The sequence below is a fragment of the Acinetobacter sp. WC-743 genome (genome assembly GCF_000335555.1).
Classification (GTDB): Bacteria; Pseudomonadota; Gammaproteobacteria; order Pseudomonadales; family Moraxellaceae; genus Acinetobacter; species Acinetobacter bereziniae.
In genome coordinates, this window is the sequence record NZ_AMFQ01000022.1 from 56,420 (window position 1) to 82,672 (window position 26,253).

Below are 26,253 nucleotides of genomic sequence, written 5' to 3' on the forward strand. Positions count from 1 at the left end.
AGAAACAATGGAGAGTATTTTAAGCAAGTGTTGGGTACAATATTGAAATGAGAAGAAAAACGAGAGATCAGTTTTGAAAATACGCCGAGTCCCCATCGCTTTACGTTTATTTCTCACTGTGTTGTTGACGACATTAGTCATCACGACAGTGAGTTTGAGTGTATTGCATTGGACCATGCAGAAAAACTTTGCCAGATATGTTGCTGATGTCGAAATGCAAAAACTTGATCATTTGATTGAGAATTTGGCAGATGTTTATGGTGTATATCAAGACTGGGGCAATGCAGTTCAGGCGCAAATTTTACAAATCGAAGGTGATGCTGCACCTGATGATTATGACAAGTTATCGCGGTGGTGGTTACGTCGTCAGTACGATATTGCTTTGCAGCAACGTTATTTTAAAGAACATACGATGATGGCAACTTTGGGGCAGACCGAAGGTGCTACGCCAAAATCCCAATTAGACAAAGAAGAAATAAAAATTCTTGAAGAAAACTTGCCTTCAGCCTATCAACCTTTTGAAGGTTTGAAATTTCCGCTCAGTTCAAATCAAAACTTATTTAAACCTTCTGATCGCAAAGCTAAGCCTCCAATGGACAAAGGGCATATCGCGGGAGGCCAAGAAAACCCTCCTGCTGAAGGAAAAGAATCGTCTATGCGTGATCCAATGCGCATGGTCAGTCCAAAAAATGGCAAGAAGATGTTTGTATCCATGCCAGACCGTTTAGGATTGAGTTCACGTCTTTCTTTATATGATGCCAAACATCAGTTTGTATTGGGTGAGCCTTCAGATGATCAAGTCTCTTATCGCCCAATTATTGTCAATGAACAAGTGGTAGGTTACTTAGGGCTTAAACCTGTTTTGGATGAAGATGATGCTTCGAGCATCAATTTCTTTAGTAGCCAAAAACGCTATTTGGTGCTGATCTATATTTTTACATTCTTGTCGAGTTTGGTTGCAGCATTACTTTTAGCGACCTATTTTAAAACGCCAATTCAACGCTTACTTAATGGTACACGTGAACTCACCAAAGGTAATTTCCAGCATCAAGTTGCAATTAAACGAAATGATGAGCTTGGTGATTTATCAACAGAATTAAATCAATTGGCAGTGATTCTAGATCAGCATGAAACGTCTCGTCGACAATGGGTCGCAGATACTTCACACGAATTAAAAACACCATTGGCTGTATTACAAGCACAAATTGAAGCAATGCAGGATGGTATTCGTAAACCTACACCTGAACATTTTGCTGCGATGTTGCGTCAGGTGACGAGTTTGAAAAAACTCACTCAAGATTTGGCTGATTTAGCACAGGCAGAAGCGCAGCAATTAAAATGTTATTTTGCAGAAGTTGATCCGTGGTCTGTGGTTTTGCAAGAGATTGATAATTTTAAACCAAAGTTTGAACAAGCCAATCTCAATGCCTCAGCAACAGGTGAGGGGGCGAAATTACAATTAGATATAGATCGTTTTAAGCAAATTATGGTCAACTTACTGGGGAATAGTATTCGTTATACTGAAGCGGGTGGTGAAGTTCAGGTACATACTGAACAAGACGCTGAATCTTGGAGTGTCATTGTGGACGACAGCCCGCTTGGTTTGAGTGATGAACAGATTGCACGTTTAGGAGAGCGATTCTATCGTGTTGACGATTCACGTACGCGTAGTACAGGTGGCACAGGATTAGGCTTGGCTTTATCTGGTAAAATTGCGCAAGCACTGGGTGGACAATTAACTTTTGATCATTCACCTTTAGGCGGTTTGCGTTGCAAATTGACATTTTCAAAACATACGAAAGTTTAAAAGGAATAGCACAACATGAAACATATCATGCTGGTAGAAGATGAAGTTGAACTTGCGCAATTGGTGCGGGATTATCTAGAAGCGGCAGGCTTTGAAGTCAGTATGTTTCATGATGGTCAAGAAGCCTATGAAAGCTTTCAACAACGTAAGCCAAGCCTCATGGTTTTGGACTTGATGGTTCCTCGTATGGATGGTCTCACGATCTGTCGTAAAGTGCGTGAACAAACCGATCTGCCGATCATTATGGTCACAGCGCGTACTGAAGAAATTGACCGTGTGTTGGGCTTAAATATGGGTGCTGATGACTATGTTTGTAAGCCATTTAGCCCTAAGGAATTGGTTGCACGTGTACAAGCTGTGTTACGTCGTTTAGAACGTAAAGCTGAACCTGAAGCCAATGATTTATTCCGGATTGATAAAGCACAACAACGCATCTGGTATCAACAAAAATCGTTGAATTTAACACCAACTGAGTTTCGTCTTTTAGAGCTTTTCCTCGAACATTTGGGACAAGTCTATTCTAGAGCGCAACTTTTAGACCATATTAACCCAGATAGTTTTGATGTTGCTGACCGTGTTATTGATAGTCATATCAAGAACTTACGTCGTAAAATATCTGAAGCAGCGGAAACAGGAAATCGTCATGAATGGGTACAAGCTGTTTATGGCGTAGGCTATCGTTTTGAATATCCAGAAGATTAAGTTTTCGACATTTTAAGTTCATCGTTGTGGATAAACACAGGTTTATCCACAGATATTGTGGGTAAATGTTTATAAATGTAAAAAGTTATGTTTGAAAAATAAACATATAACTTTATATTTATTGATACATTCTAATTTTGACTGAATCGTGAATAGATAGAGGTTAGCTCTGTTGATCTAATGTGCGATCCAAAGCCCGCTAATTATTTAATGTGTTGATAAACCGCCAATACCTGCTTTTGGGCTTTGGTCAGGCTCTTGCTCACAAGCTCATAAGAGCCTTCAACCAAGTCTTGAATCAGATCAGCACTGATCTGTTCGCCTTCATAGACTGAAATCCAATGACGTTTATTCATATGGTAGCCCACCTGAATCGAGGGGTAGAGATCTCTCAACATTTCGCTATGATCAGGTTCAACTTTTAAATTAATCAGTTTTTTGCCATGCAGTTCAGAGCCTAACATAAACATTTTTCCCATCACTTTAAAAACAGGAACATCCTCACCAAAAGGATAGTCAAGTTCGGATTTAGGCAAATGTGACGCAATCTTAAATGCTAAAGTTCGGATTTCTTCACCAGTCATTATGTTCTCTTTTTAATTCAATTATGGGTAAATGCGAATCATGGTTCCATCATCCACCAGTTTCCAGATTTCATCCATATCAACATTTCTAACGGCAATACAGCCCCATGTCCAGTCATTTCGAGGTAAATAGTTCATTAAACTTGGCATTTTCTCGATTTGTGAAGTGGTTGCAGAACCGTGAATCATAATATCACCACCCGCGGAAACACCCAACTGTTTGGCTTGTGCGAGATCTTGCTGGTTTGGATAAGACACATGCAGAGATTTATAAAAGGCACTATTCGGATTGCGCCAATCTAAAATATATTGTCCCTCAGGTGTTTTTCCATCACCTTCTTGTACTTTATGACCTTGTGGGGTAAAGCCTAAGCGCATTGGATAGCTTTGAATTTTTTGATCATGGTGCATCAATTGGACAATGCGAGCAGACTTATAAACTTTAACCTCTGTAATCGGAGTGTTTTGACGAATAAGGGTGATGTCTTGCTGTGATAAATTTTTGACATGTATGGCAGCATTTGCTGTTGGAATAAATTGATTATATTTTTGATAGAACCATCCACCAGCGATCATCACAATGAAAATAGCAAAAATTGAAAAGAGATATTTTTTATTCATTTTAAATTAAGAATGTTGTAAAGCAATGTATTGTCTAAATTTTACCCAAATTAAACTGGGAAGCTGTAGTTGAATTGTGATTGTGGATTTATCCTGTGGATAAACACATGGTTATCCACAGAAATTGTGGGTAACTCTAATTACACTTAGGAATCTTTAAAAACAGATCATACATCTACATTTGTACTATATAGAGCCATTCAATTTCTTCAAAGCATGAACGTTTTTGGCAAATACAATTAATCTTATTGACTTTGACATTGTTTAATTTCTGAAATCTGGGTTTCGAGCAAAAATATATTGAGATTATTTTATAAAGTCAATTTTATTAATCACTTAAAGAATTTATATAAATAATGAAATGTGGTGTTTATCACAGAAAAAACGTTAATTACAAGTTTATCATGTCTTAAATGCAAAGTTTTTTTAGCACACCAATATCATTATTTCTAGGCGTTATCAAACTATGTTAAAGAGTAGATTTAATTAAATATGTAATAACAACAAGGATTAATAGTATCCAAGGCTAATGATATGAGAAATAATCTAATCGCAGTGCTCGTTGGATCAACGATGCTACTCACAGCTTGTGGAAATGATTCCACTGATTCTAAAACGGACAATGGTAAGCCGACGAACCCTGCTCTACAGCAAATGAATGTGAATAGTATTCAGATTTTAGATTCGAATAACCAGCCCTTTGCTAATCTTGCAGTAAAAATCGCTTCTGCAAAAAGTTTAGGGATAAATTATTCTGAGAGTAATGATATATTTGCATCAAATGAAAAATTACCAGATGCGCAAAGTTTTACTACAACGGTTCTCACCACAGATCAGCAAGGATTTATTAAAGTCAACAATTTAAGTCCTGATCAATATTTTGTTTTGGTCAATGAAGCAGAGTCACCCGTGATGACAAGCTTCGTCTTAAAAGCAAAAAATACAAATGAAAATGTTGTACTCAAGATACCTTTCGCATGTTCGAAAAAAGAACAAGCGGAAATAAAATGTGCAAAGGTTGATGCAGTTGTTGGTTCGTTATCAGGGTATGTTACCTATAATGGGAAACCGATTAAAAATGCACAAGTTTCTTTGTCTGGTACTAGTGGAACCAATGGTGCATTTATCACAGATTTAACCAATGATAAAGGTCAATTTAATCTAAGTTTTAATGTATCCAAAGATTTTGAATCGACATTGAAAAATGCAAGCTTACAGATTAGTGCTGATGGTTATGAAACACTATATAAAGTAATATCAGTCAACAGTTCAGCATCTTTTGGTAACCATTTGAATTTAAAACCAATAACAAAGCCATTAAATGATATCGTTTGGAAAGAAACTTTTGAGCAAGATTCACCCACAGTAAATATGTGGACTAAAGAAAGTAGTTTACAGCAACCGATGTGGAATTTAATCAAAACAGGTCATAGTATTCAAAATAAATTAGTGGATATATCTGTACTTTTAGCACCCAATGACAGTAGTCAAGGCGCTGTACCGAATCCGCCACAAGGTATTCAAGCATATTGGTTTGGTGATATTCAACAAGGCAATTTTATTGGTAAACAAAAACAGACAGATAAATTATTAGATGGCGGTACCTCTGTAAGTCTGAATGATGCTCAGTTGACATCACCATCCATTGATTTAAGCAAAGTATCTAAACCAATCAGTTTAAATTTTAAAACATGGTGGGAAATTGAATCAGTCAATCCAAATAATAAAGGATTTGATCTGATGGATATTCAAGTGTCCACGGATGGTGGAAAAAACTATAAAACGATTGCGCGTTTAAATCCATTATCTGACCCTGTTGTGGACCTAGAGACGAAAATACCACGACCATTTACTAATTTTGGTTTTAACAATGCGCCAGCGGTATCACAACAAGAACCTATATCTTTAGATGAATTTGCTGGTCAAGCAAATGTAAAATTAAGATTCCAGTTCAGCACAGAAGATGGTTTATACAATGGTTTTAGAGGTTGGATGATTGACGACATCCAAATCAAAAAAACGCAAGGAACTTTCCCGCTCTTTAAAGGAAAAGACGAATCTGATGAAGGAGAGACGAGTGAATTACCATCACCAATGATGAAAAAGATGAAAATGTCTTATCAATCACCTCGTTGGTTAGATGTTCCACAGCGTTAATTTAGCATAATTTAAAAAGCTCCCTAAATTTCTAGGGAGCTTTTATCTAAGACGAGCAACTCACCATAACTTCAGGTAAATCACTTGCTAAGGGAGCCAAATCTGCAGCGGTTTCTAAATCAGTTTGACGTGTAAAAGGTTGGCTGAGTAACTTAAATAAACGATCAACTTCAGAAAAATCATCACGCTCAGCTAGTTCAATGGCTTTTTGAGCCATATGATTTCTTAAGATATAAACTGGATTGGCAAGTTTCATATTAGCATCCAATGCATCTAAATCTTGATGTTCACGAATACTTTCATATTGAGTCAAAAATAATTCAAATTGACGGCGATCTAGGCAATCATCTTGAATGGCTTCATACTGCTTATTTTGTAAACGTATAAAGCTATCGGTATAGTCAAGCTGTTCGCTTTGTAAAATTTTTAAAAAGCTCATACCGCAGTCAAAGCTGTCTTTGTGAAAGTTTGGAAGTCCAAGTTTTTGACATAGCCCATCTGTATAGTGCTTAAGAAAGGTAGGTTCAAAATCTTCTAAGCATTCGACCAAATCCTGTTTAAATTTTTCTTTTGTTTCAGGTTGAGCAAGTGGAATTAAATGATTTAACCAATTCCATAAGTTCCAATGTGCGATACTAGGTTGGTTTTGATAAGTGTAACGTCCATTGTAATCACTGTGGTTATTGATCCAGTTTGGACGGAATCGTTCCATAAAACCATAAGGACCAAAATCGAGAGTTGAACCTGTAATATTTAAATTATCAGTATTCATCACCCCATGCGCAAAGCCAACTAGTTGCCACTTGGCAATCATGATGGCTGTATTTTGAATCACTTTGCGTGCAAAAGCCAAGATATGATTTTCAGTGCCAGCTTGCTGAAGCTCCAAACACTCAGGATAATGCCATTCGATACATTTTTGGGTGAATTCTGGCAATAGGTCAGGTTGGTATTGGTTGATCCATTCAAAATGCCCTAAACGAATGTGACAATCTGATGTACGTAACATCATTGCACCAAGTTCAAGCTTCTCTCGCTGAACACCTTGAGTTGATGAGGTAAAACCTACCGCATTACTTGATGGGACACCAAGCGAATTTAAGGCATGACCTGCCAAATACTCACGAATGACTGAGCGAAGTACAGCTCGTCCATCGCCCATGCGAGAGTAGGGCGTAGAGCCTGCGCCTTTTAAATGCAGATCAATGGTTTGATGATGACGATTGAGAATTTGTGCAATCAACAAACCTCGCCCATCCCCCAATTGTCCAGCCCATTGACCAAACTGATGTCCTGCATAGACCATCGCTAAAGGATGGAATTCTGGGAATGTTTTTTGTCCACTGCAAATCTCCACCCACTGTGCTTTTTCTTCCTCCGACCATTGTAATTCATCAGCGAGTGCAAGATTAAAATGTCCTGCTTTTGCACCTTTGAGCGGGTTGGGCATTTGCTCATGGTATAGTTTTGAATTCAACGTGGGATAACGAGGATTGAAGTACATAGAAGTTGATCGCACTGGATAAATCATGACTTGATCAATATAGCAAAATTTTAATGCTGTGGGAGAATGTTGACTAATTTAGTCGAGAATAAATAACTTTGCGCCTGATGTGGTTGAAGAACGATGTGCTTCCGCTTGATCTGCAACTTGATAACTCATACCAGCGGTTAAAGTAAATGTACGTCCATCTTCAAGTTCTGTATATAACTCACCCTCTAAACAAAAAAGGATATGACCTTTCAAGCACCAGTGATCTGCTAAATATCCTGCTGAGTACTCGACCATTCGAACACGAATTTGATCAAATTGTTGAGTTCGCCAAAGTGCAAAACCTTGTTCACCTTGGTGACGGGTGGTCGGAATCTCTGTCCAGTTGGTGATGCCAAAAGGGATATTATTGATCTGCATGTCAGTTGCTCGGTTTAGATTTAGATGGTTATAAAAATTAGGCAAAAGAAAAGCTCCAGTTGGAGCTTTTCTATTTATGTGGATTTTTACTGATTTGATGATCGATAGATTAAGAAACAACGTTCTTTTTAATACCGCGCATCAATGTTTCTAAACGCTCACGGTGGAAAGCCAATTTTTGCTCAACCAACTGAAAATCAACTTTAAGTTTGACATCCATTTGGTGAATTTTTTCCGCAACCGAGGCTTTTTTAGCTTGTAACTCTTGCTCTTTTAAAGCTGCCCAATCGTTTAATGTATGGGTGAAAGCTTCATATTCTTGAGAGACTTTTTGTTTCATTGCTAAAATGTCAGCATTTACATTGTGACCGTAAATTGCTAAGTCCTGTTCAGCATATTTAAACTTCATTGCTAATTCTGCTTTTTTAATATTAAAGCTCGGAATACGACGAAGATTTTTTGCTAAACCAATTTTAGAGCATGACCAAATCAACCATTTCGTCGGGTCATATTGCCACCATTTCACGCCATTACGATAATCGTATTGGAAAATATGGTGGTAGTTATGATAACCCTCACCCCATGTCGCAATGGCAAGCAGGAAGTTATCACGTGCAGTATTTTCATCTGTATAAGGACGTTTGCCCCACATATGACATAAAGAGTTAATAAAGAAGGTTACATGGTGGCTGATGATTAAGCGGAGTAAACCACCTAAGAGCAATACGCCCCACATGTCACCTACAGCCCAACCCAATGGAAGGAGAATAGCTGCGTGAACTGCAATGACCAATGGAATGTAATATTTGTCTTGGAACATCACCACTTTATCATTTAACAAATCTGGTGCATTTTTATAGTTTGATTCAGCAGCAGGATAGTTACGTAACATCCAGCCAATGTGTGCATACCAAAAGCCATTGTTAATTGAATATGGATCTTGATCAACATCGTCTACATGACGGTGATGAGTACGGTGACCTGAAGCCCAGAACAAAATACTGTTTTGAACAGCAAATGTTCCCATAATCATCAGAATAATTTTAAGAGGTAAAGTCGCTTCATAAGCACGGTGTGCCCACAAGCGATGATAACCCGCAGTAATGCCTAAACTACTGAGACCGAGTAAAACGAATAAACTAATCCAAGCTGCCACACTAAAATCATGATGGTAGGCATACAATGGAATCGCAATTAATGCCACAAGTGGTAAGAATACCAGAGCAAAAACACCGATCCAATTTATTGGGGCTTTGGGTAGGGGAGCATTCATCTCCAACAGCACTCCTAAGAACCTTCATTAGGTAAAGTTAAACGCATAGCTTCAGCATTTTTCTAGGCTATACTTTCACGAATAGTATCATGAGCGAACAGATGTTCACTAGTATTAGTGTACATCTGTATTGTATAAAACAGTAACAGAATAAAACACAGATTTTAGCGATTTGATCGAAAAAAATGAATGATTAAAAAGTCGTACTTGATTGTCAAAAGTGCGTAAAAAATTTTACCCAGAATAAGTGCCACAACTTCATACTTGGTCGTGATTGAATGCACGAAAGTTTTGAGTTAAATCACTTCCAACACGGTAAAGAAAATCTGATTTTATGCGACTCAATTTATTTTAACCTGAGTTCGATGTAATTAAATCCTCAACTCATTGAAAAATAATAAATCTCTATGGAGTCTTGCTGCGTTTTCATCAAATTTTAGGATGAGGAGCGGAGCTCCGCAAGCGCAACCATCAATAGCGTTTCATTTCTCTTGATCAATAAAATGAAAGCGATCAATAGATTGTTTTGATGATCTAAAGCTTAGACTGCCACGCTTTAGTGCTAAAGTTTAGGCGATGCCTCACTTTTCAGAGATGAAAAATGACAAAAATCTTTCGTTGAGCGAGGGGTACATCCTCATACCCCCGCTCAACATGGCGACATCCATGTCGCCTCACGATAGCAAGACCATCTATGATTCAAAAGTACAAAATAAATGAATCATCCAAATCACTTGTATGAATAATCAGGCGGTTTGGCTGTATCATCTTTCATCAAGGATTTTTATCGAACTCAGGTTATCTTGTTCTATTTAGGGTTGAAGCTATTCAATCAAATCATTGTTTAATAACTGTATAACATAATGATAGAACGAGACTATTTTCATCATAGTGCGATTGAATACTGAATGTTTAAATACACTGATTTGAACAATAGTTCATCACTATTATTAGCTATGTGTTTCTTCCTCAGTATCATCTTCAAAAGTTTGAGCAATTTTTTCAATATTCAAACTTTTTGCCATGGCATCAAAAATTTCTTTATAAGTGCCATCTTGATGGTAAAGCTCATGATGTTCGCCATGCTCGACAATTTGACCATCCTTCATGACATAAGTGTAGTCAGCATCAATAATTTGCGAAAGACTATGTGAAATCATGATCACCGTTCGACCTTGCTTGATTTCGTCCAGACTTTGTTTAATTTGTTCAGCCGCGATTGCATCTAAACTTGCTGTAGGTTCATCTAAAAAGATAATGGGTGGATTTTTAAGAAACATACGGGCAAGGGCAATACGTTGTTGTTGTCCACCTGATAATAAAAGGGCATCGGCTTCATAAGCATGTGGCAGTTTTAAAATCTGTTCATGAATTGAAGCTTTTTTTGCAGCTTGTATCACTTCCTCATTACTGGACTGAGGTTTGCCATAACGAATATTTTCTAAAATAGAACCCTGAAAAATATGGTTTTTTTGTAGCACTAAACCAATATGTTCACGGAGGTAGTGGGTGTCAATTTCTTCTAAATCAATCCCATCTAGTTTGATACAGCCTGCATTCGGAAGATAAAATTTATCTAATAAACTGATCAGGGTCGATTTTCCTGCACCTGATAAGCCCACCAATGCAGTGATTTTATTAGGCTGTATGGTCATGTTGATATGATGCAAAGCCTGATAACCATTGGGATAGGTAAAGTCGACATGTTCAAGTTCAAATTTGCCTAGAATTTTAGGTTGTTGTGAGCCACTGGCTTCGATCTCATTGTCCGCTTCTAAAATATTAAAGAAGCTTTCGGAGTAAATCATTGCCGAGTTAATTTCATCATAAATACGATGTAAAGAACGAATAGGTGCAGAGACATTATTAAACAACAACACGTGGTACATGATCATACCGATACTCATTTGTCCATCTAACACAAAATAAGCTGTTAAAATGATGATGAAAACCACACCTACTTGTTCAATAAACGTTTTCAAACCATCAAAAAGATAGCTGGTTTGGCGGGTTTGCATTTGATTTTCGGTGAGTGATTTTTGTAGATTCAACTGTTTGGTTGACTCAACACTTTCTTTATTAAAAGATTTAATGACTGTAATCGAATTGATAATACTGAGAATGCCTTGATTCTTTTTTTCAAAATTATCGCGCAATGCACGCCGTTTACCAGACAGTTTTTGCGACTGTTTAAAGGTCAACCAGAAGTAAATAGGAACAATAATGGTAGCAACTAAACCGACCCAAAAATTGGCATAATACATTAAAGCCAAAGCGATAATTGCGCTGCTAAATAGCGGTAAAATATCAATAAAAAAGATCTGTACAAGACGAGTCAGTGAGCTGACTCCACGATCAATACGTGTTTGTAATTTGCCTGCTTGATTATTCTGTTGATCGAAAAAAGCCAGTCTATAGGTAATGAATTTCTCAATGATTCCTTGCGAAAGGTCTTGTGAAATTAAAATCCTTAGCTTTTCACCAAATGACTTTTGCCCAAATTGCACAATGGCATTGATGACCTCCTTTCCCAATAAAACAAGGCTAATGGTGATAATGATATGCCAGCCATCCGCCAATCCTTGCCCTGCTTGAATCAGTTGATTGATACTGTCTACGGCATATTTAAGAGTCAGTGCATTGACCTGTGCAGTCAGTGAACCGACCAAGGTTAAAAATAAGGTCACGATGACGAGCCAGCGATAGGGACGTACAAAGGGGCGTAGTTTTAGAAATAATTGCCATAAATTCATAAGTTTTTGCTTTTTAGGTTTGCTTTTAGTCTAGAACTGAATAAATTTTGTCACAAGTACTTCATGTGTTTTGAATTGTGAAGCGCTAAAGTAAACTTTAAGTAGACATGTGTATGATTGTTTAGCGATGAATCTAGAACTGTTTGAACCTGAAGCGAAAGATAATTTACTGCCTTGTGATGGGGAAGTGAAGGATTTTGGCTTGATCTTAGACCATGAACAGAGTCAAAAATATTTAGTTTATTTCTTAAAACATTTGGCTTGGCAGCACGATGAAGTGTATTTGCATGGGCAATATTATCAAACTGAGCGTAAAGTGGTGTGGTATGGTGATGATCATTATCAATATCATTATTCAGGCATGGCAAAACAGGCACATGTTTGGAATCCCGCATTATTCCGACTAAAGCAACATATTGAGCAATTGACTGGGTATACTTATAATTCATGTCTTGCCAATTTATATGAAAATGGCACACAAGGCGTAGGTTGGCACAGTGATGATGAACCTTCTTTGGAGTCGCCAGAAAGAAATGTTGTGATTGCCTCACTGAGTTTTGGTGCAACACGAAAGTTTAGTTTCAAACACAAATGGAAAGCTGAAAAGGTAGATTTAAGCTTACAAAGTGGACAGTTGATTGTGATGCAAGGAAGGACACAACGTTATTGGAAACATATGCTCGCCAAATCTACACGTGTGGTGGAGCCACGGGTAAATTTGACTTTTCGCTATTTTTATCCAACTGAATCGCAGTAAAGATATTTACGAAATAATGGTTTTTTTATCTCAACGAATACTTGTTAAAGTGGATAAAGTTTGTCATCAAACTGTTCTAGTTTTGGAAATTCTAAAGCTTGTAACTGTTCTAAATTCTGCAAATGTTGCTGATATTGTTGTAATAATTGCTGGCGAGCTTCATTGGTAATATAGGGTACATGATAGGCAATAAATGGAGGTAGCACCTCAAATCCAACATAAGCCAGTGTGCCACGCTGAATAGGAAGCAATAAATCGTCTATAGCGCCATGAATTGCGTTTTGCCCAAACATATGGTCACGACCACCGAGGGTAAAACTGAGCATTGCTTTTTTGCCTAACATACCACCACGATTATAAAAACGTTTACCACCGTAAAAAATACCTGAAACAAAGACTCGATCAATCCATCCTTTTAAAATGGCAGGTACAGAAGTCCAATACATGGGAAAACTGAAAATTAATAAATCTGCTTTTTGCACTTTTTCAATTTCAATTTGAATGTCTTGTGCAAGATCATGGGTTTTCGATGCGTGACGTTGTTCTAAAGCATAATTCAAATATTCTTGGTTGCTTCGACTATCAAAGTCTGCTTGAGATGCAACGGGATTAAAGTTCATTGCGTATAAGTCTGAAACTTCTACATGATGTCCTAAATTATGTAGGGTATCAACAGCATGATCTTTTAGTGCTGTGGTAAACGAAAGTGGTTCAGGGTGAGCGTGAACGATAAGAATATTCATAGCAGTCCTTGAAAAATAATGATGATTTTATTGTTTGATATTTGGATTATTTCTAAAAAAGCATGATTCGCCAATCACCTGAATTATTTTTTTTAGGTCATCAGGGTAAATCAAATTTTTAATACAAGTGGTCTAATCATAAATAAACCAGTACGCATAAAAAAAGCCTATGTTTAAGGGCATAGGCTTTCTTACTCTGAGGAGGCATTGTCTTCTAAAAAACAATGCCAAAATATCATGGATTACTGAAGAACATAATCATATTATGAGAATGTAAAAACATTATCAATAGAGAAAAACATTACAAAATGTTAAATTATCAATTTATCCCTTCTTGTGGATGAAAGGCAGAAAGTTGATCATTGGCAGAAAGAGCCTGGTAACGTTTTTCGATTTGAGTGGCTGAATCTTGTAAGGTTTCAATCAGTTTTTGAGTATTGACGTATTCAAAACGATTTTTAGAGGCAAGTACAGTAAGCGCTAAAGGTGCTTCTTTGCTTGAGAATTTAACGGGAATAGACAGACCTGAAACATTAGGATCTAATTCACCTTGCGAAAAATAGAAGCCTTGTTTTTTGATTTTTTTCATTTTATTGATAAAGGTTTCAGCATTTTCAGCAAAATTGACCTCTGCCAGTTGGGTCGCAAAACGATTGTAATAGTCATGAATTTTTTGCTTAGGTAAATGGGCAATGATCACTTTGGGTGATGAACCCATAAATACTGGACGAGGACAACCACGCCCATAAGATAATAACGTTTCATCACGATAAACCTCATGATGAACATCGATACAGTAGTCATCATTTAAATGTGTCAACAGGCAACACAGTTCTGTACGTTCTGAGATTTCCTGCATAAATGGCTTACTGATACGCACCAATGGATCTGTCGTTCTAGAAATATAATCCATGACTGCAATTTTAGGACCCAGTGTATAGTCACCTGAGGTTCCATTTAAACGTTGCAAAATATCAGCCGACACTAATTCTTTCAAATAACGATAGCTGGTCGGTTTCGATAGACCAAGCTCTTCACAAATCACATCGACATTAATTACTGGGCGAGACACCGAAAATAAATCTAAGACGGTGAGAATTTTGCCAAAACTTGAAAGTGCCATTGATGACCTACTCAATAAGTGAGAATCAAAAAATAAAAAATTAATGTTACTTTATAACAAATTGTTCAAGAAAAAACAGCCGAATTTGCAATGTAATTGCAAATGATTCTAGATTTATTACTTTAGTGCTAATTTTGAGAAAATGCACTACATTTAAGCAATGATTTAAACTATATTGTGGTTTATTATCAAAATAAGATATTTTTATTGACTTATTTGATGTTTTTTGAAAAAATTGTCTACATGAATATCCAATGACGAAATTTATCTGTTGAAAAATAGTTTAAATTTTGAGCATAAATTTTCATTGTCAATTGAGTCTTTCTCTACTCAATGGTTGTACTGAGCAAAATCCTAAATTTGTTCCTCTATTCAGTTTTTATTCATCACACTGTTTATTTCTTTAAGCAGTGCGTTTTTTTGGTCGTGAATAAAACAAAAGATAAATCGTACAGCTCAAAAACCAACATTATTCAATCATCGTGAGTCGCAAACATGTTATTAATCAAACCACTATTGGCTTTTAGACCCAATAAACTGGATTGGATTTTTGCGACTAAAACATTTATTGCTGGCATGTTGGCGTTATATATTGCGTTTGAACTCAACCTCAGTTATCCCATTTGGGCGATTGGTACAGTTTTTGTGATTGCCAATCCGTATTCGGGAATGCTGGCATCTAAAAGTATTTATCGGATTTTAGGGACCTTGTTTGGGGCTATTTTTGCAATTGCCGTGATGCCTCATTTGGTCAATACGCCGTGGTTATTTACTTTTGTCTTGGCAGCTTGGGTAGGGTTGTGTCTTTATTTGTCTTTAATTGATCGCTCACCACGCAGTTATGTGGTGATGTTGGCAGGATATACCGCAGTTATTATTTGTTTTAACTCAATTTTTTACATCGATACGGTTTCAATTTTTGATATGGCAGTGGGGCGATTTTTAGAAATCTCCTTGGGTGTTGTGTGTAGTGCAGTTGTCTCAGCAACGATATTTCCCATGCATATTGGACCTGTTATTCAAATGCGTGTATCTAAAACCATGCAAGACACCAAACAGGCATTTGACTCTATTTTGTCAGATGCTCAACATTCTGAAAATTATACTCAGCTCTTGGCAAATATCACACGTGACACCACTGATATTCATACCATGGCGGTGCATTTAAGTTATGAAACATCTAAATTTAAAGGGATGACCAAGCCATTACAGGAACTATTGCATCAAGTGACAATGTTGGTGGCAAATTTGGTCGCGATGTCTGAAAGAATGAAACAGTTGGATCAAATTGATCTGAACTATCGTCCGTATTTGCAAAAGTTTCATCGTAATGTAGATGACTTTTTAGACAATGAACGTGTCATTCTTGAACATCAGCTAAAACATTTACCTGAGCATTTTGAGTCTGATTTTCAAGCCATTGTTGATCATGCATCTCCTGAGCAACACATTATTTTGGGCAGTTTGAAAATGGATATTCGTCATTTTATTCAAAATGTTCGTGCGGTGAAATTGATTTGGCAATGTATGCAACGGGGAGACAACACCTTACCAGAATCCATTACACCATTAACCACCACCTATCCAAGTTTGCATCGTGATTATGGTGTTGCTGTTCGAGGTGGAATTTCTGCATTTCTTACCACCTTACTTGCTTGTACATTCTGGATTTTAAGCGGTTGGAAAATGGGCTTTATGTTGGCTGAGATGGCGGCAATTACTGCCTGTATTCTGACATTCATGGATGATCCTGTACCTGCATTAAAAATTTTTATTCGTGCCAGTGTTTATGCTGCATTTCTGGTTTTTATTTATGCTTATGGCATTTTTCCTCATGTGACCGCTTTTTGGGAATTAGCTATCGTATTGGCACCTTTCATTATGTTTTGTGTGATGTTGTATTTGCATCCACCTTTACATGCACTGGGTTTGCCGCTGATCATGAGTACTGTCATGGGATTGAATTTACAAAACCGCTATATGATGGATCAAGTCACCTTTTTCGATGCTTCAATTGCAACGGTGATTGGACCGATTATTTCAGTTTGTGTCATGCAAATGGTCCGTTCGATGTCACCTGAAATGACCGTAAAACGCATGTTGACCTTACACTATAAAGCGATGCGTGAAAGTATCACGATGCCTTATGGTACAGGCTTTAGAATTCATTTAAGAAGTATTCTCGATCGTATTGGTGTTTTAAATACCAAGCAGATTCAGTCAGAACAACTCAAAGTAGAAATTAATAACGCATTAATTGAATCAAGTGCTGCAATTGATTTAACTCGTTTACAAGAGCTGGTGCAAAAGCTTTCTCCAGAATCAGCAAGCACAAGATCGATTGTCAAATTACAAGATTTGCTTGAACGGTGGTGGACGGAGAAAAAGCATAGCCAATCTACCGATCATATAAAACAGCAATTGATCCAACAATTTGATCAAGTGATCGATGATGTGCAAGCTGTTGGTGATGAAGACATTCGACATCGTATTGAAATTTCAGTGAATAATATTCGAAGCAGTATGTGTCATATTCAACAGGCTGAGCGACAGTCTTCTATACCTTTACTTGGAGCATAAATATGGGTGAGCTAAATATTTATGGTGTTTATGTCCCAATATTTTTAATCCAAGCTGTGGTGGCTTTTTTGATTTGGAAAATTGTTTGTATTGGTACAGATCGCTTGGTTGAAAAAGAATGGATTGCATTGCCAGGCATCTTCAATATCTGTACCTATTTGATTTTATTGTGGTCAATACATTGGTTTTTTATTCAGATCACGACTTAGCGTCTATAGATTGTTGGTTTTAAAGTTTCAGGTTTTAAAAATTTAAGTTTAATGATTGGATTTGTGAAATGAAAACGTTTGATATACGTAAGGCAATACGCCCAATATCCTTAGCTATTGTAATCATTATTGCGATACTTTGCGCACGACATATTTGGAATTATTACAATGCTGAACCATGGACACGAGATGGTCGTATTCGTGGAGATGTCATTCAGGTATCGTCTGATATTGCTGGATTAGTCACAGAGGTGATGGTTCAAGATAACCAAACGGTGAAAAAGGGACAGGTGTTATTTAAAATTGATGTGGCTCGTCAGGCTTTAGATGTTGAGCAGGCCAAATCCGATCTCGCCAAAGCACAATCTGGACTTGCTGAAGCGGAAGCTGCACTTGCTGAGGCAAAAGCCAATATTGTGAAGTCGAAAGCCAACATTAATCTTGCTGATAAAAATGCACGCCGATATTCGGATTTAATGGATGGTGCAATTTCTAAACAAGAGCAAGATCAAATGTTTGCGACACGAGATCAAACTCATGCTGAGCATCAACAACTTGAAGCTGCTGTGCAACAGGCAGAAGCCAGTATCAAGCAACAAAAAGCCTTGATTGAAGCTGCAAATAGTAGTGTGCACCTTGCTCAACTGAATTTACAACGTTCAGAGGTATTGGCGCCTGCGGATGGAACATTATCCAACTTCGATTTACGCGTCGGAAACTATGTCAAAGTTGGTCAAGCTGTTGCGGCCTTGTTAGATCGAAAACAATTGTATGTGGTTGGTTATTTTGAAGAAACCAAGCTTAATAAAATTCATTTAAATGATCCAGTAACTGTACAGTTAATGGGTGATTCCATCAAATATAAAGGGCATGTTCAAGGTATTGCATCTGGGATTGAAGACCGTGAGCGAACCACTTCTTCAGGATTGTTGGCGAATGTGAATCCAACGTTCAGTTGGGTACGTTTAGCACAGCGTGTTCCTGTTAAAATTGTTTTAGATGATGTTCCGCATGATTCATTGGCATTTGTTGCAGGGCGTACAGTGACAGTACATATTTTGGAAAAAGATAAGAAATGATCAATTTCAGTCATTAAACTTTAAATTTTAAACCCATCAGATGATGGGTTTTTTTATAGATTCAAATCTGCCATTGCAGGCATATCGATTTCTTTTACACAACTTGCTTTGCTGGTTGATAATATAAATTGAATGGCAAGCACTACGTCTTGCAAAGGGATTAGTTGAGCATCACTCTGCAAAATTACTTCATCTATGGGGGTGCTGATATCAAATTCCGTGGCTAAATAACCTAAGTTTAAAACACTAATCCCAATTTGATCTTTGCGTAATGTTTCACGTAAAGCATGTACAATCCCTCGCAAAGCAAATTTAGTGGCAGAGAATACCACTTCTTTTCCAGAATGGTTATCAAGTCCCCATGTGGAACCAATTAAGATGATTTTGGCATTTGCAGAAAGGCGTAAATTTTCTAGTAAGGACTGAATTGCCAAAATGCAGGATTGAATATTGGTCTGAATTAAATTGGAAATTTCTAAATCTGAACATTGTTCAAATGCATAATCTGTATCAAATGCTTTTTCTTCCCAAATACCGACATTGTAAATCAGATAGTCGACCGTTTGACGCTGGATTTGATGTTTAACAGTATCTCTTGCTTGTTCAGGTTGAGCAAGATCAGCACAAATCCAATGAAAATTTGGCAGATCTGATTCAGGTTTTGAACGAGAAACGCCAAAAACCTGATCTTGTCTTTGCGGAATTGTTTGTAAAAGGGCTTGCCCTAAGCCCTTACTGACACCATAAATTACAAAGGTCTTTGACATTTAAATGACTCAAATTATGGCGTAATCCCTTCAGGATTTCGATACCAGCTTTCGATAAATAATGCAGCTGCGATACTGTCAGCGGCTAATTTTTTTGCACGCCCCTGAGCTTGATAATGTTCAAGTTCATCTCGTGCTTCACGGGTGGTCAAACGTTCATCAACCATAACTGTTTCAATATTAGTTTGATGGCGTATGCGCCGTGCGAATTTACGTGCTCGGGTTGATAATTCAGATTCAGAATCATCCATATTGAGCGGCAAGCCGACCAAAAATAAATTTGGTTGATGTTGTTTAACGATTTTTAACAGCTCATCCCAATTGGGGATGCCATCTTTCATCGGGAAAAGTGCAAGCGGTGTTGCACTTTCAATGAGAGATGAACCCACCGCCATGCCCATTTTTTGTGTACCAAAATCAAATGCAATAATGAGTTGCGGTGAATTTAAATCAGGCATGTCCAATCTCAGAAGCTAACCAAGTACGATCAATGCCTATTTTACGATAAGCTGCATCCCAACGGTCGGTATAAGGTAAATTAAATACCAGATCCATATCTGAGTCACAAATCAACCAATCTCCACGAGCAATTTCTTCTTCCAATTGATTTTTAGTCCAACTGGCATAACCCAAAGCAATTTGATAACGCCCGACCCCTTCATTATGGGCAATCGCATCTAAAATATCTTTACTGGTGGTGATACAAAGATTTTCACCCACTGCAATTGAAGAATGCCAAGTCGGTTGTCCAGTATGCAGAACAAAGCCTGCTTCTGGGCGTAAAGGACCCCCTTGTAAAACTTCATGTGGATGGACATTATCTGCTGCGATGTCTAAGTCATTGAGCAATTCTTTGACTTGAATGCCAGAAGGGCGATTGATAATAATCCCTTGTGCTCCATCTTCATCATGGCGGGCAATATAAATTACGGTATTCGCAAAGAAATCATCCGCAAGATCAGGAGGGGCGATTAGGCAACGATGAGAAAGATATTGTTTGGTCACCGATATGCAGCTCCTTGTCGAACTCAGGTTAAATATTTTAATTTTGAGAAAATCTATAACTATATAAATAGCACAATTAATATCAATAGGTTGTGAATATTTCAAAAGCCTACAAAAACAGTGAGGTTTTGCAATGGGTTTGATGAAAAATTAATCAAAAAAACATACTTTAAGTTAAATGTTTCTCGATTGAGGAGCATTTATATGGTCGCTTCACATCATGATTGAAGTAGCAATAGACACTATAAATGCATTTGTTACGAATGCTGGAATTTTAATTGTCGGAGTTGTTTGGCGTGTTGTAATGTGGTTTCACCAATTTCAATACCACCGGTCATGCGTGCCAACTCTAAAATTCGTTGCTCTTCTTCAAGTTCCACAATGGTACTGCTTGCAGGGTCAGTTTGGAGCTTTTTCACCAATAGATGTTGGTCTGATTGTGCTGCGACTTGAGCCTGATGGGTAATACAAAGAATCTGTACATGTTGACCTAAACCAGCCAATAGACGCCCAACAATTTCAGCAGTACCACCGCTTATACCGACATCAATTTCATCAAAAACCAAAACCTCAGCTTCGGTTTTTTCAGCATTCATCACTTGCATGACAAGTGCGATACGTGATAATTCACCTCCTGAAGCAACACGTGCGAGCGGTTGAGGAGGAATGCCTTTATTGGCTGTAAACAGCAGTTGGATAAAGCTTAATCCTTCCGCAGTAACAGGTTCTAAAGGTTCAAATTTAAACTCGAAATGCGCCTCAGGTAGTGCCAGCTGTTTAACTTGTTCAGTCAGTTGTTTGGCTAAAGGTTCAGCAGCTTGGCGACGGATTTGATCTAGATACTGCGCTTTTTCTATAAAAGCTTGATGGGCGTGTTCAACTTGCTCTGCCAATGTCTCAGGGTCTTCAAGTTGATGTAATTGTTCTAATTCATTTTGCCAAGTTTCATATTGCTGTTTAAGCTCATCAGGCTGAATACGATATTTGCGTGCCAGACGATGGAAGACTTCAAGTTGCTTATTGAGTTCATCCATACGCTCAGGGTCAAAGCTTTGACGATCTATAAACTGACGTAAATTGGCTGTTGCATCATCGATTTCACTTTGTGCATTAATCAAAGAGTTGTAGATTTCTGACAATTGCTCACTACGACCCGCATGCGATTCAAGACGACGAATAATCGATGAAATTTCTTGGGTGATATTCTGTTCTGACTCATCCAACACATTTAAGCTGTATCCACAATCTTGCATGATGTGTTCGTGGTGACTTAAACGGTCAAATTCTTGTTCTATTTCTTTGTAGTCAACCCGAATCACATCTTCAAGCTCTTCGAGTTGCAGTTTTAAAGTATCGATACGTTGCAGGCGATTGGCTTGTGCATCTATAGCTGCTTGATGAATGCGAATGTTTTTTTGCCATGTGCTATAGGCATCACGAACATCTTGAGCGGCTTGGTAAAAATTACTATAACGATCTAACCAGTGTTTGGGATAAGGTGGTTCCAAAAGTTGTTGTTGGCTATGCTGGCTATATAATTGTACCAACAAACGTCCTAGTTCTTTCAGTTCAGCAAGGCTACTTGGACGCCCGTTAATCCATGCTTTACTGCGACCTGTGGCAAAAATCACACGTCTTAAATGAATTTCACCAGATTCATCATCTAATTCATGGGTGGTTAACCATGCTGCTTCAGGACTTTCAGGTTGATAACTAAAAACTGCAGTAATATCTGCTTTTTCTGAACCATAACGCACATAATTGGTGTCCGTACGCTCTCCTAGGCAGGCTGATAGTGCATCTAACAATAATGACTTACCTGCACCTGTTTCGCCTGTGAGGACATTGAAGCCTTTTTCAATATCAATGGCAAGATTATCCGCTAAAGCAAAATTGATCAGATTTAAGTGTGTCAGCATAAACGCATCCAAGCTGCGAACGGTGAAGTTCTAAGATAGTGAAGTTTTGTTTTAGTCACAAGTCAGAAAATATTCTAATAGGCATATTTTTAAGTATTTTAAATAGATTTAAGCTGAAAATAAAATGTCTTGAGTTTAAACAATCGATAGACTGTGTATAAAGTGAGTATTGAGGGAATATTTCTAAATAAACCTAAGCTTTATCCATCTATCCAATCATGACATTCATAATGCCTTAGAAGTGAGGGAGCCTCGAACAGTTAAAGATAAAGTAGTAAATATCACAATTCTTCAATCACTTTATATCGAACGCAAATTGAGACTAAAAATAGGCATATCCTTTGCTTGTATTAGAGTTGCGTTTTCAGGCTTAGCTTCAGTGAAGAGATGAACTGATGACGATTACCCATGTCAATTTGTAAAGGCGCGAAGCCACCACAATAAAATCTTCGATTGATTAGTTTGTAGCACGACATTAAACTACATCGAACATAATTTTTATAAATGCGCATTATCTGGAGAATACGCATGTCAGCTCAGTACGATCACGTATCCGTAGTTAAAAAATCCAATGTATATTTTGGTGGTCTATGTATTAGTCACACTGTGCAATTTGAAGACGGAACAAAAAAGACTTTAGGCGTTATTCTTCCTACTGAGGAAGCTTTAACATTTGAAACACATGTCCCAGAGCGTATGGAAATTATTTCTGGTGAATGTCGTGTCAAGATTGCCGACAGCGAAGAAAGTGAGCTGTTCCGTGCCGGACAATCTTTTTATGTCCCTGGAAATAGCCGTTTTAAAATTGAAACAGATGATGTACTCGATTACGTTTGTCATTTGGAAGGCTAAACACTGTAACAATGCGAGTGTTTTGAAATTAAGCAAAGAATTTCTCAGCTAAATCGGTTAAACTGAATCATCAAATAAAATCCTGTAAAGTTGGCTTTGCAGGATTTTTCATTTCTATCATCCTGTTGTTAATGAGGTTGTTCATGGCGAAGTCCGAATATTATTATGGCGTTCATTCAGTGGAGTCATTATTAGAGTTGGAACCTGAACGTGTTTTAACCTTATTTACGTTAAAAGGGCGTGATGATCAGCGTTTGCAACGTATCTTACAGCTTGCTGAACCGTTTGGGATCAGTGTGCAAAAAGCCAGTCGTGATAGTTTGGAAAAACTTGCAGGACAACCTTTTCATCAAGGGGTGGTCGCGGCAGTACGCCCACATCCTGTGTTGAACGAAAAAGATCTTGAGCAACTTTTAGAAAGCACTGATTCACCATTGTTGTTGGCACTTGATCACATCACAGATCCTCATAATCTTGGTGCATGTATTCGTACAGCAGCAGCGATGGGGGTTGAAGCCGTGATTGTACCACGTGATCGTTCAGCGACATTGACGCCGACTGCGCGTAAAGTCGCTGCGGGTGGTGCTGAAAAAGTGAAATTTATTCAAGTGACCAATTTAGCGCGAACACTCGGTCATATTAAAGAGCATTATCATGTTCGTGTGGTGGGCACCATGTTAGACGAAAATGCCTTACCTATTCACAAGTTCGATTTTACAGGAACGCCTGTATGTGTGGTGATGGGTGCCGAAGATACGGGTTTGCGTCCAATTACCCAATCACAATGTGATCAAACTGTATTTATTCCTATGTCTGGGAATTTGCAAAGTTTGAATGTCAGTGTGGCGACAGGTATGGCATTGTACGAAGCATGTCGCCAACGTCAAGCAAGTTAATACGATCATTGCGATGATTGATCGTATTTGAGAAAACATCATGATGACTGTTCGTACCCAAGGCTACATTTATGTGGCAATCACCATGTGTATTTGGGGCGGATTTACCATTACCTCAAGGCTGAATGCGCTTTGGCATATCAGCCCTTGGGATATTACCGCATTACGTTTTTCTTTGGCATTTTGTATTTTGATGCCTATTTTAATTTATAAAAAAGACACCGCTTTTCTATTTAAAAAACAACCTTTTATTTTGGCTATGGTCGGTGGTGTTGTTTATTGCTTAACTTCTTATAGTGCATTCCATTTTGTACCAGCAGCCCATGCCGCAATTTTTCTAAATGGTTGTATTCCATTATGTACTGCCTTAGCAGGTTATTTGCTCTATCGCCAACCTTTTGACAAACATACATGGATCAGTTTGATTATTATGTTATTGGCGATCTCCATGATGAGTTTCTTGATGTATCAACAAACGGGTGTGGCATTTGGTTTTGGTGATTTGTTATTTTTTCTCAGTGCAATCTGGTGGGGAATTTTTACAGTATTACTGCGTCAGTGGAAGCTTTCTGCATGGCATTCTATGGCAGGTGTAGCGATCTGGTCCGCTATCGTTTATGTACCAATTTATCTATTATTTTTACCAAAGCATTTGGACCAAGCGTCAACACCGCATTTATTGATGCAGACACTTTTTCATGGTGTGTTTGTCGTGATCGTGGCAACCTTAGCCTATGTAGAAGCGATTAAGCGTCTTGGTGCATTTAAGACAGGCAGTATCGTAACACTTGCACCTTTTATCGCGGCAATAATCGCGGTGCCTTTGTTAAATGAGCCATTAAGTTTGGCAATGATCTGCGGTTTAATTGGCATGGGAGTTGGGGCATTACAGCCTTGGCGTTGGTTTAGCCATAAAGACAGTTTGCAACAACGTTTAGATATTAGTAAACATAATCAATGAGTGTTTTTAATTACATGTTATTGATTTGGTAGGTGATAGTGCAGAATTAAGCTGTTGCAAGCTCTAGATAGTATTGATGTAAGGGTGTTAATTTTGCATATAGATGATCAATATGACCATCGTTTAAAATAATATCATCTGCATGGTTTTGCTTTTCAAGTCGTGGCATTTGCGCTGCAATGATTTTTTCAATTTGTTCAATTGACTGTCCATCACGTTGCGATGCACGTAAGATTTGTAAGTCTTCACTGGCATCTATCAATAAAGTACGTTGAGTCAGTTCGTGCTGATTGGTTTCAAACAACAGTGGAGAAACCAAAATCGCATAGGGGCTGCTAGCTGCTTGTAATTGTTGAATGATTGAAGCTCGAATCGCAGGGTGGGTAATCGACTCGAGCTGTTGGCGTGCCTTAGCATCTTTAAAAATATGTTCTCTTAATGCGCGACGATCCAATTCACCATTTGCCGTTAAAGTCCAATCGCCAAATACCTCTTGGATTTTTTTAAGCGCAGGTTGACCTTTTTCAACAATTTCTCGTGCCACTATATCTGCATCTACAACAACAATTCCTTGGGACTCAAACCATTGACTTGCTGCGGATTTACCACTTCCAATGCCACCTGTTAAGCCCAAGATAAAAGTCATGTTGTCATCCTCATTGATGTTTAAATTATTGACCTAAGTAAATCTTCATGATTTGTTCGCCCCATAAGAATGCAATCCAGCCTGCAATGGCGATATAAGGTCCAAAAGCAAAAGGAATATTTTCCTTACGAATTTTTAACAGGATGATGCCAATGATTGCCCCGACAACCGAAGAAAGTAGGATAATTAAAGGCAACATCAACGGTCCCATCCAAGCACCCAGTGCAGCAAGAAGCTTAAAGTCACCATAACCCATGCCTTCCTTACCTGTCACGATTTTAAACAGGTAATAGACAATCCATAGGCAAAGAAAACCAATAATATAACCCCAAATTGCAGCGTTTGCCGTGGTATATATTTCAAATGAGTTAATTCCTAAACCCACAGCCGCGAGTGTTAAGGTAAAACGATCAGGTAGTAATTGTGTATCAAAATCAATAAAGGTCAGAGTAATCAGCACCCAAGTCAGCAATACACCAAACACCATTTGCAGTGTTGGTCCATATACTGCAACAACGGTTAAGGAGCAGATTGCTGTCAGTAGTTCAACCAAAGGATAGCGGATACTGATGGGGTTTTGACATGAAGCACATTTACCACGTAACGCCAACCAACTGATCACGGGGATATTTTGATACCAGCGAATCGGTGTTTTACATTGTGGGCAGGTGGATGCTGGTTGACTCAGACTCAGTTTTTCTTCGTCAATGACGATCTGTTGAGAACCAGCAAGCAATTGACATTCTGCTTGCCACTCTTGGCGCCATTCCTTTTCCATCATCTTTGGTGTGCGATAAATCACCACATTAAGAAAACTACCGACACATAGACTGACTAGACCGACAACAATATAAAGTGCAGTCGATGATTGATTCAGAAGGTTTAAAAAATCGTTGAATATGTTCAT

At 38.0% G+C, this 26,253-nt stretch carries 24 protein-coding genes; 10 read left to right on the plus strand and 14 right to left on the minus strand.

Annotation, left to right across the window (positions count from 1 at the left end; genetic code table 11):
* Nucleotides 1-73: 73 nt before the first annotated feature.
* Together baeS and ACINWC743_RS03485 are read left to right on the plus strand one after the other, a co-directional pair.
* On the plus strand, nucleotides 74-1,807 hold the full coding sequence (gene baeS / locus ACINWC743_RS03480) for a sensor histidine kinase efflux regulator BaeS (RefSeq protein WP_035300174.1): 1,734 nt from the start codon (nucleotides 74-76) through the stop codon (nucleotides 1,805-1,807).
* A 15-nt stretch (nucleotides 1,808-1,822) separates the two neighbouring features.
* Nucleotides 1,823-2,509, plus strand: a complete 687-nt coding sequence (locus tag ACINWC743_RS03485) for a response regulator (RefSeq protein WP_004824972.1) — start codon at nucleotides 1,823-1,825, stop codon at nucleotides 2,507-2,509.
* A 203-nt stretch (nucleotides 2,510-2,712) separates the two neighbouring features.
* Here the strand turns inward: ACINWC743_RS03485 and ACINWC743_RS03490 are convergent, their stop codons facing one another.
* Together ACINWC743_RS03490 and ACINWC743_RS03495 are read right to left on the minus strand one after the other, a co-directional pair.
* A complete protein-coding gene (locus ACINWC743_RS03490) occupies nucleotides 2,713-3,093 on the minus strand; it encodes an MmcQ/YjbR family DNA-binding protein (RefSeq protein ID WP_004824971.1) in 381 nt (126 codons plus the stop codon).
* Nucleotides 3,094-3,114: 21 nt separating this feature from the next.
* On the minus strand, nucleotides 3,115-3,714 hold the full coding sequence (locus ACINWC743_RS03495; protein WP_004824970.1) for a L,D-transpeptidase family protein: 600 nt from the start codon (nucleotides 3,712-3,714) through the stop codon (nucleotides 3,115-3,117).
* A 534-nt stretch (nucleotides 3,715-4,248) separates the two neighbouring features.
* Between ACINWC743_RS03495 and ACINWC743_RS03500 the strand changes: the two genes are divergently transcribed.
* On the plus strand, nucleotides 4,249-5,871 hold the full coding sequence (locus ACINWC743_RS03500) for a carboxypeptidase-like regulatory domain-containing protein (RefSeq protein WP_035300177.1): 1,623 nt from the start codon (nucleotides 4,249-4,251) through the stop codon (nucleotides 5,869-5,871).
* 46 nt (nucleotides 5,872-5,917) lie between these two features.
* On the opposite strand, the gene ACINWC743_RS03505 is transcribed toward ACINWC743_RS03500, so the two are convergent.
* The 4 genes from ACINWC743_RS03505 to ACINWC743_RS03520 all read right to left on the minus strand — a co-directional run bounded on the left by ACINWC743_RS03505 (nucleotide 5,918) and on the right by ACINWC743_RS03520 (nucleotide 11,809).
* On the minus strand, nucleotides 5,918-7,375 hold the full coding sequence (locus ACINWC743_RS03505; RefSeq protein WP_035300202.1) for a protein adenylyltransferase SelO: 1,458 nt from the start codon (nucleotides 7,373-7,375) through the stop codon (nucleotides 5,918-5,920).
* 78 nt (nucleotides 7,376-7,453) lie between these two features.
* A complete protein-coding gene (locus ACINWC743_RS03510; protein WP_009584367.1) occupies nucleotides 7,454-7,783 on the minus strand; it encodes a DHCW motif cupin fold protein in 330 nt (109 codons plus the stop codon).
* Between the two features lie 109 nt (nucleotides 7,784-7,892).
* Nucleotides 7,893-9,056 (minus strand): acyl-CoA desaturase, encoded by a 1,164-nt coding sequence (locus tag ACINWC743_RS03515; protein WP_009584393.1) that lies wholly within the window; start codon nucleotides 9,054-9,056, stop codon nucleotides 7,893-7,895.
* A gap of 950 nt (nucleotides 9,057-10,006) precedes the next feature.
* Nucleotides 10,007-11,809, minus strand: a complete 1,803-nt coding sequence (locus ACINWC743_RS03520) for an ABC transporter ATP-binding protein (protein ID WP_009584414.1) — start codon at nucleotides 11,807-11,809, stop codon at nucleotides 10,007-10,009.
* A gap of 127 nt (nucleotides 11,810-11,936) precedes the next feature.
* Here ACINWC743_RS03520 and ACINWC743_RS03525 point away from each other — a divergent pair, with 127 nt between their 5' ends.
* Complete coding sequence (locus ACINWC743_RS03525; protein ID WP_009584385.1) at nucleotides 11,937-12,566, plus strand: alpha-ketoglutarate-dependent dioxygenase AlkB family protein; 630 nt, start codon at nucleotides 11,937-11,939, stop codon at nucleotides 12,564-12,566.
* Between the two features lie 44 nt (nucleotides 12,567-12,610).
* Here ACINWC743_RS03525 and ACINWC743_RS03530 read toward each other — a convergent pair whose 3' ends face one another.
* Entirely contained in the window at nucleotides 12,611-13,309 is a 699-nt protein-coding gene (locus ACINWC743_RS03530) for an NAD(P)H-dependent oxidoreductase (protein WP_009584418.1), read from the minus strand.
* A gap of 319 nt (nucleotides 13,310-13,628) precedes the next feature.
* On the minus strand, nucleotides 13,629-14,432 hold the full coding sequence (locus ACINWC743_RS03535; RefSeq protein WP_009584423.1) for an IclR family transcriptional regulator: 804 nt from the start codon (nucleotides 14,430-14,432) through the stop codon (nucleotides 13,629-13,631).
* A gap of 495 nt (nucleotides 14,433-14,927) precedes the next feature.
* Between ACINWC743_RS03535 and ACINWC743_RS03540 the strand changes: the two genes are divergently transcribed.
* The 3 genes from ACINWC743_RS03540 to ACINWC743_RS03550 all read left to right on the plus strand — a co-directional run bounded on the left by ACINWC743_RS03540 (nucleotide 14,928) and on the right by ACINWC743_RS03550 (nucleotide 18,300).
* A complete protein-coding gene (locus tag ACINWC743_RS03540; RefSeq protein ID WP_009584405.1) occupies nucleotides 14,928-17,012 on the plus strand; it encodes an FUSC family protein in 2,085 nt (694 codons plus the stop codon).
* A 2-nt stretch (nucleotides 17,013-17,014) separates the two neighbouring features.
* Nucleotides 17,015-17,221: a DUF1656 domain-containing protein gene (locus ACINWC743_RS03545; RefSeq protein WP_009584428.1), complete on the plus strand. Its 207-nt coding sequence runs from the start codon at nucleotides 17,015-17,017 to the stop codon at nucleotides 17,219-17,221.
* Between the two features lie 68 nt (nucleotides 17,222-17,289).
* Entirely contained in the window at nucleotides 17,290-18,300 is a 1,011-nt protein-coding gene (locus ACINWC743_RS03550) for an HlyD family secretion protein (protein WP_005035363.1), read from the plus strand.
* Nucleotides 18,301-18,353: 53 nt separating this feature from the next.
* Here the strand turns inward: ACINWC743_RS03550 and ACINWC743_RS03555 are convergent, their stop codons facing one another.
* The 4 genes from ACINWC743_RS03555 to recN all read right to left on the minus strand — a co-directional run bounded on the left by ACINWC743_RS03555 (nucleotide 18,354) and on the right by recN (nucleotide 21,991).
* Nucleotides 18,354-19,067 carry an SDR family NAD(P)-dependent oxidoreductase gene (locus tag ACINWC743_RS03555; protein WP_009584368.1) on the minus strand — a complete coding sequence of 238 codons (714 nt, stop codon included), beginning with the start codon at nucleotides 19,065-19,067 and terminating at the stop codon, nucleotides 18,354-18,356.
* A gap of 14 nt (nucleotides 19,068-19,081) precedes the next feature.
* The gene (ruvX, locus tag ACINWC743_RS03560) at nucleotides 19,082-19,525 is read right to left on the minus strand and encodes a Holliday junction resolvase RuvX (protein ID WP_009584400.1); all 444 of its coding nucleotides are present in this window, start codon (nucleotides 19,523-19,525) and stop codon (nucleotides 19,082-19,084) included.
* Nucleotides 19,518-20,072: a YqgE/AlgH family protein gene (locus tag ACINWC743_RS03565; RefSeq protein ID WP_009584387.1), complete on the minus strand. Its 555-nt coding sequence runs from the start codon at nucleotides 20,070-20,072 to the stop codon at nucleotides 19,518-19,520. The genes ruvX and ACINWC743_RS03565 overlap by 8 nt, the downstream gene beginning before the upstream one ends.
* Nucleotides 20,073-20,329: 257 nt before the next feature.
* On the minus strand, nucleotides 20,330-21,991 hold the full coding sequence (gene recN, locus ACINWC743_RS03570) for a DNA repair protein RecN (protein WP_009584361.1): 1,662 nt from the start codon (nucleotides 21,989-21,991) through the stop codon (nucleotides 20,330-20,332).
* A 528-nt stretch (nucleotides 21,992-22,519) separates the two neighbouring features.
* Here recN and ACINWC743_RS03575 point away from each other — a divergent pair.
* From ACINWC743_RS03575 to ACINWC743_RS03585, 3 genes are all read left to right on the plus strand, one after another.
* On the plus strand, nucleotides 22,520-22,843 hold the full coding sequence (locus tag ACINWC743_RS03575; RefSeq protein ID WP_004718357.1) for a pyrimidine/purine nucleoside phosphorylase: 324 nt from the start codon (nucleotides 22,520-22,522) through the stop codon (nucleotides 22,841-22,843).
* 143 nt (nucleotides 22,844-22,986) lie between these two features.
* Nucleotides 22,987-23,739, plus strand: coding sequence for a 23S rRNA (guanosine(2251)-2'-O)-methyltransferase RlmB (rlmB, locus tag ACINWC743_RS03580; RefSeq protein WP_009584411.1), 753 nt, complete (start codon nucleotides 22,987-22,989; stop codon nucleotides 23,737-23,739).
* A gap of 40 nt (nucleotides 23,740-23,779) precedes the next feature.
* Complete coding sequence (locus ACINWC743_RS03585; protein WP_009584402.1) at nucleotides 23,780-24,700, plus strand: DMT family transporter; 921 nt, start codon at nucleotides 23,780-23,782, stop codon at nucleotides 24,698-24,700.
* A gap of 46 nt (nucleotides 24,701-24,746) precedes the next feature.
* Here the strand turns inward: ACINWC743_RS03585 and coaE are convergent, their stop codons facing one another.
* Entirely contained in the window at nucleotides 24,747-25,346 is a 600-nt protein-coding gene (gene coaE / locus ACINWC743_RS03590) for a dephospho-CoA kinase (protein ID WP_009584399.1), read from the minus strand.
* 25 nt (nucleotides 25,347-25,371) lie between these two features.
* Nucleotides 25,372-26,253, minus strand: coding sequence for a prepilin peptidase (locus tag ACINWC743_RS25055; protein ID WP_035300187.1), 882 nt, complete (start codon nucleotides 26,251-26,253; stop codon nucleotides 25,372-25,374).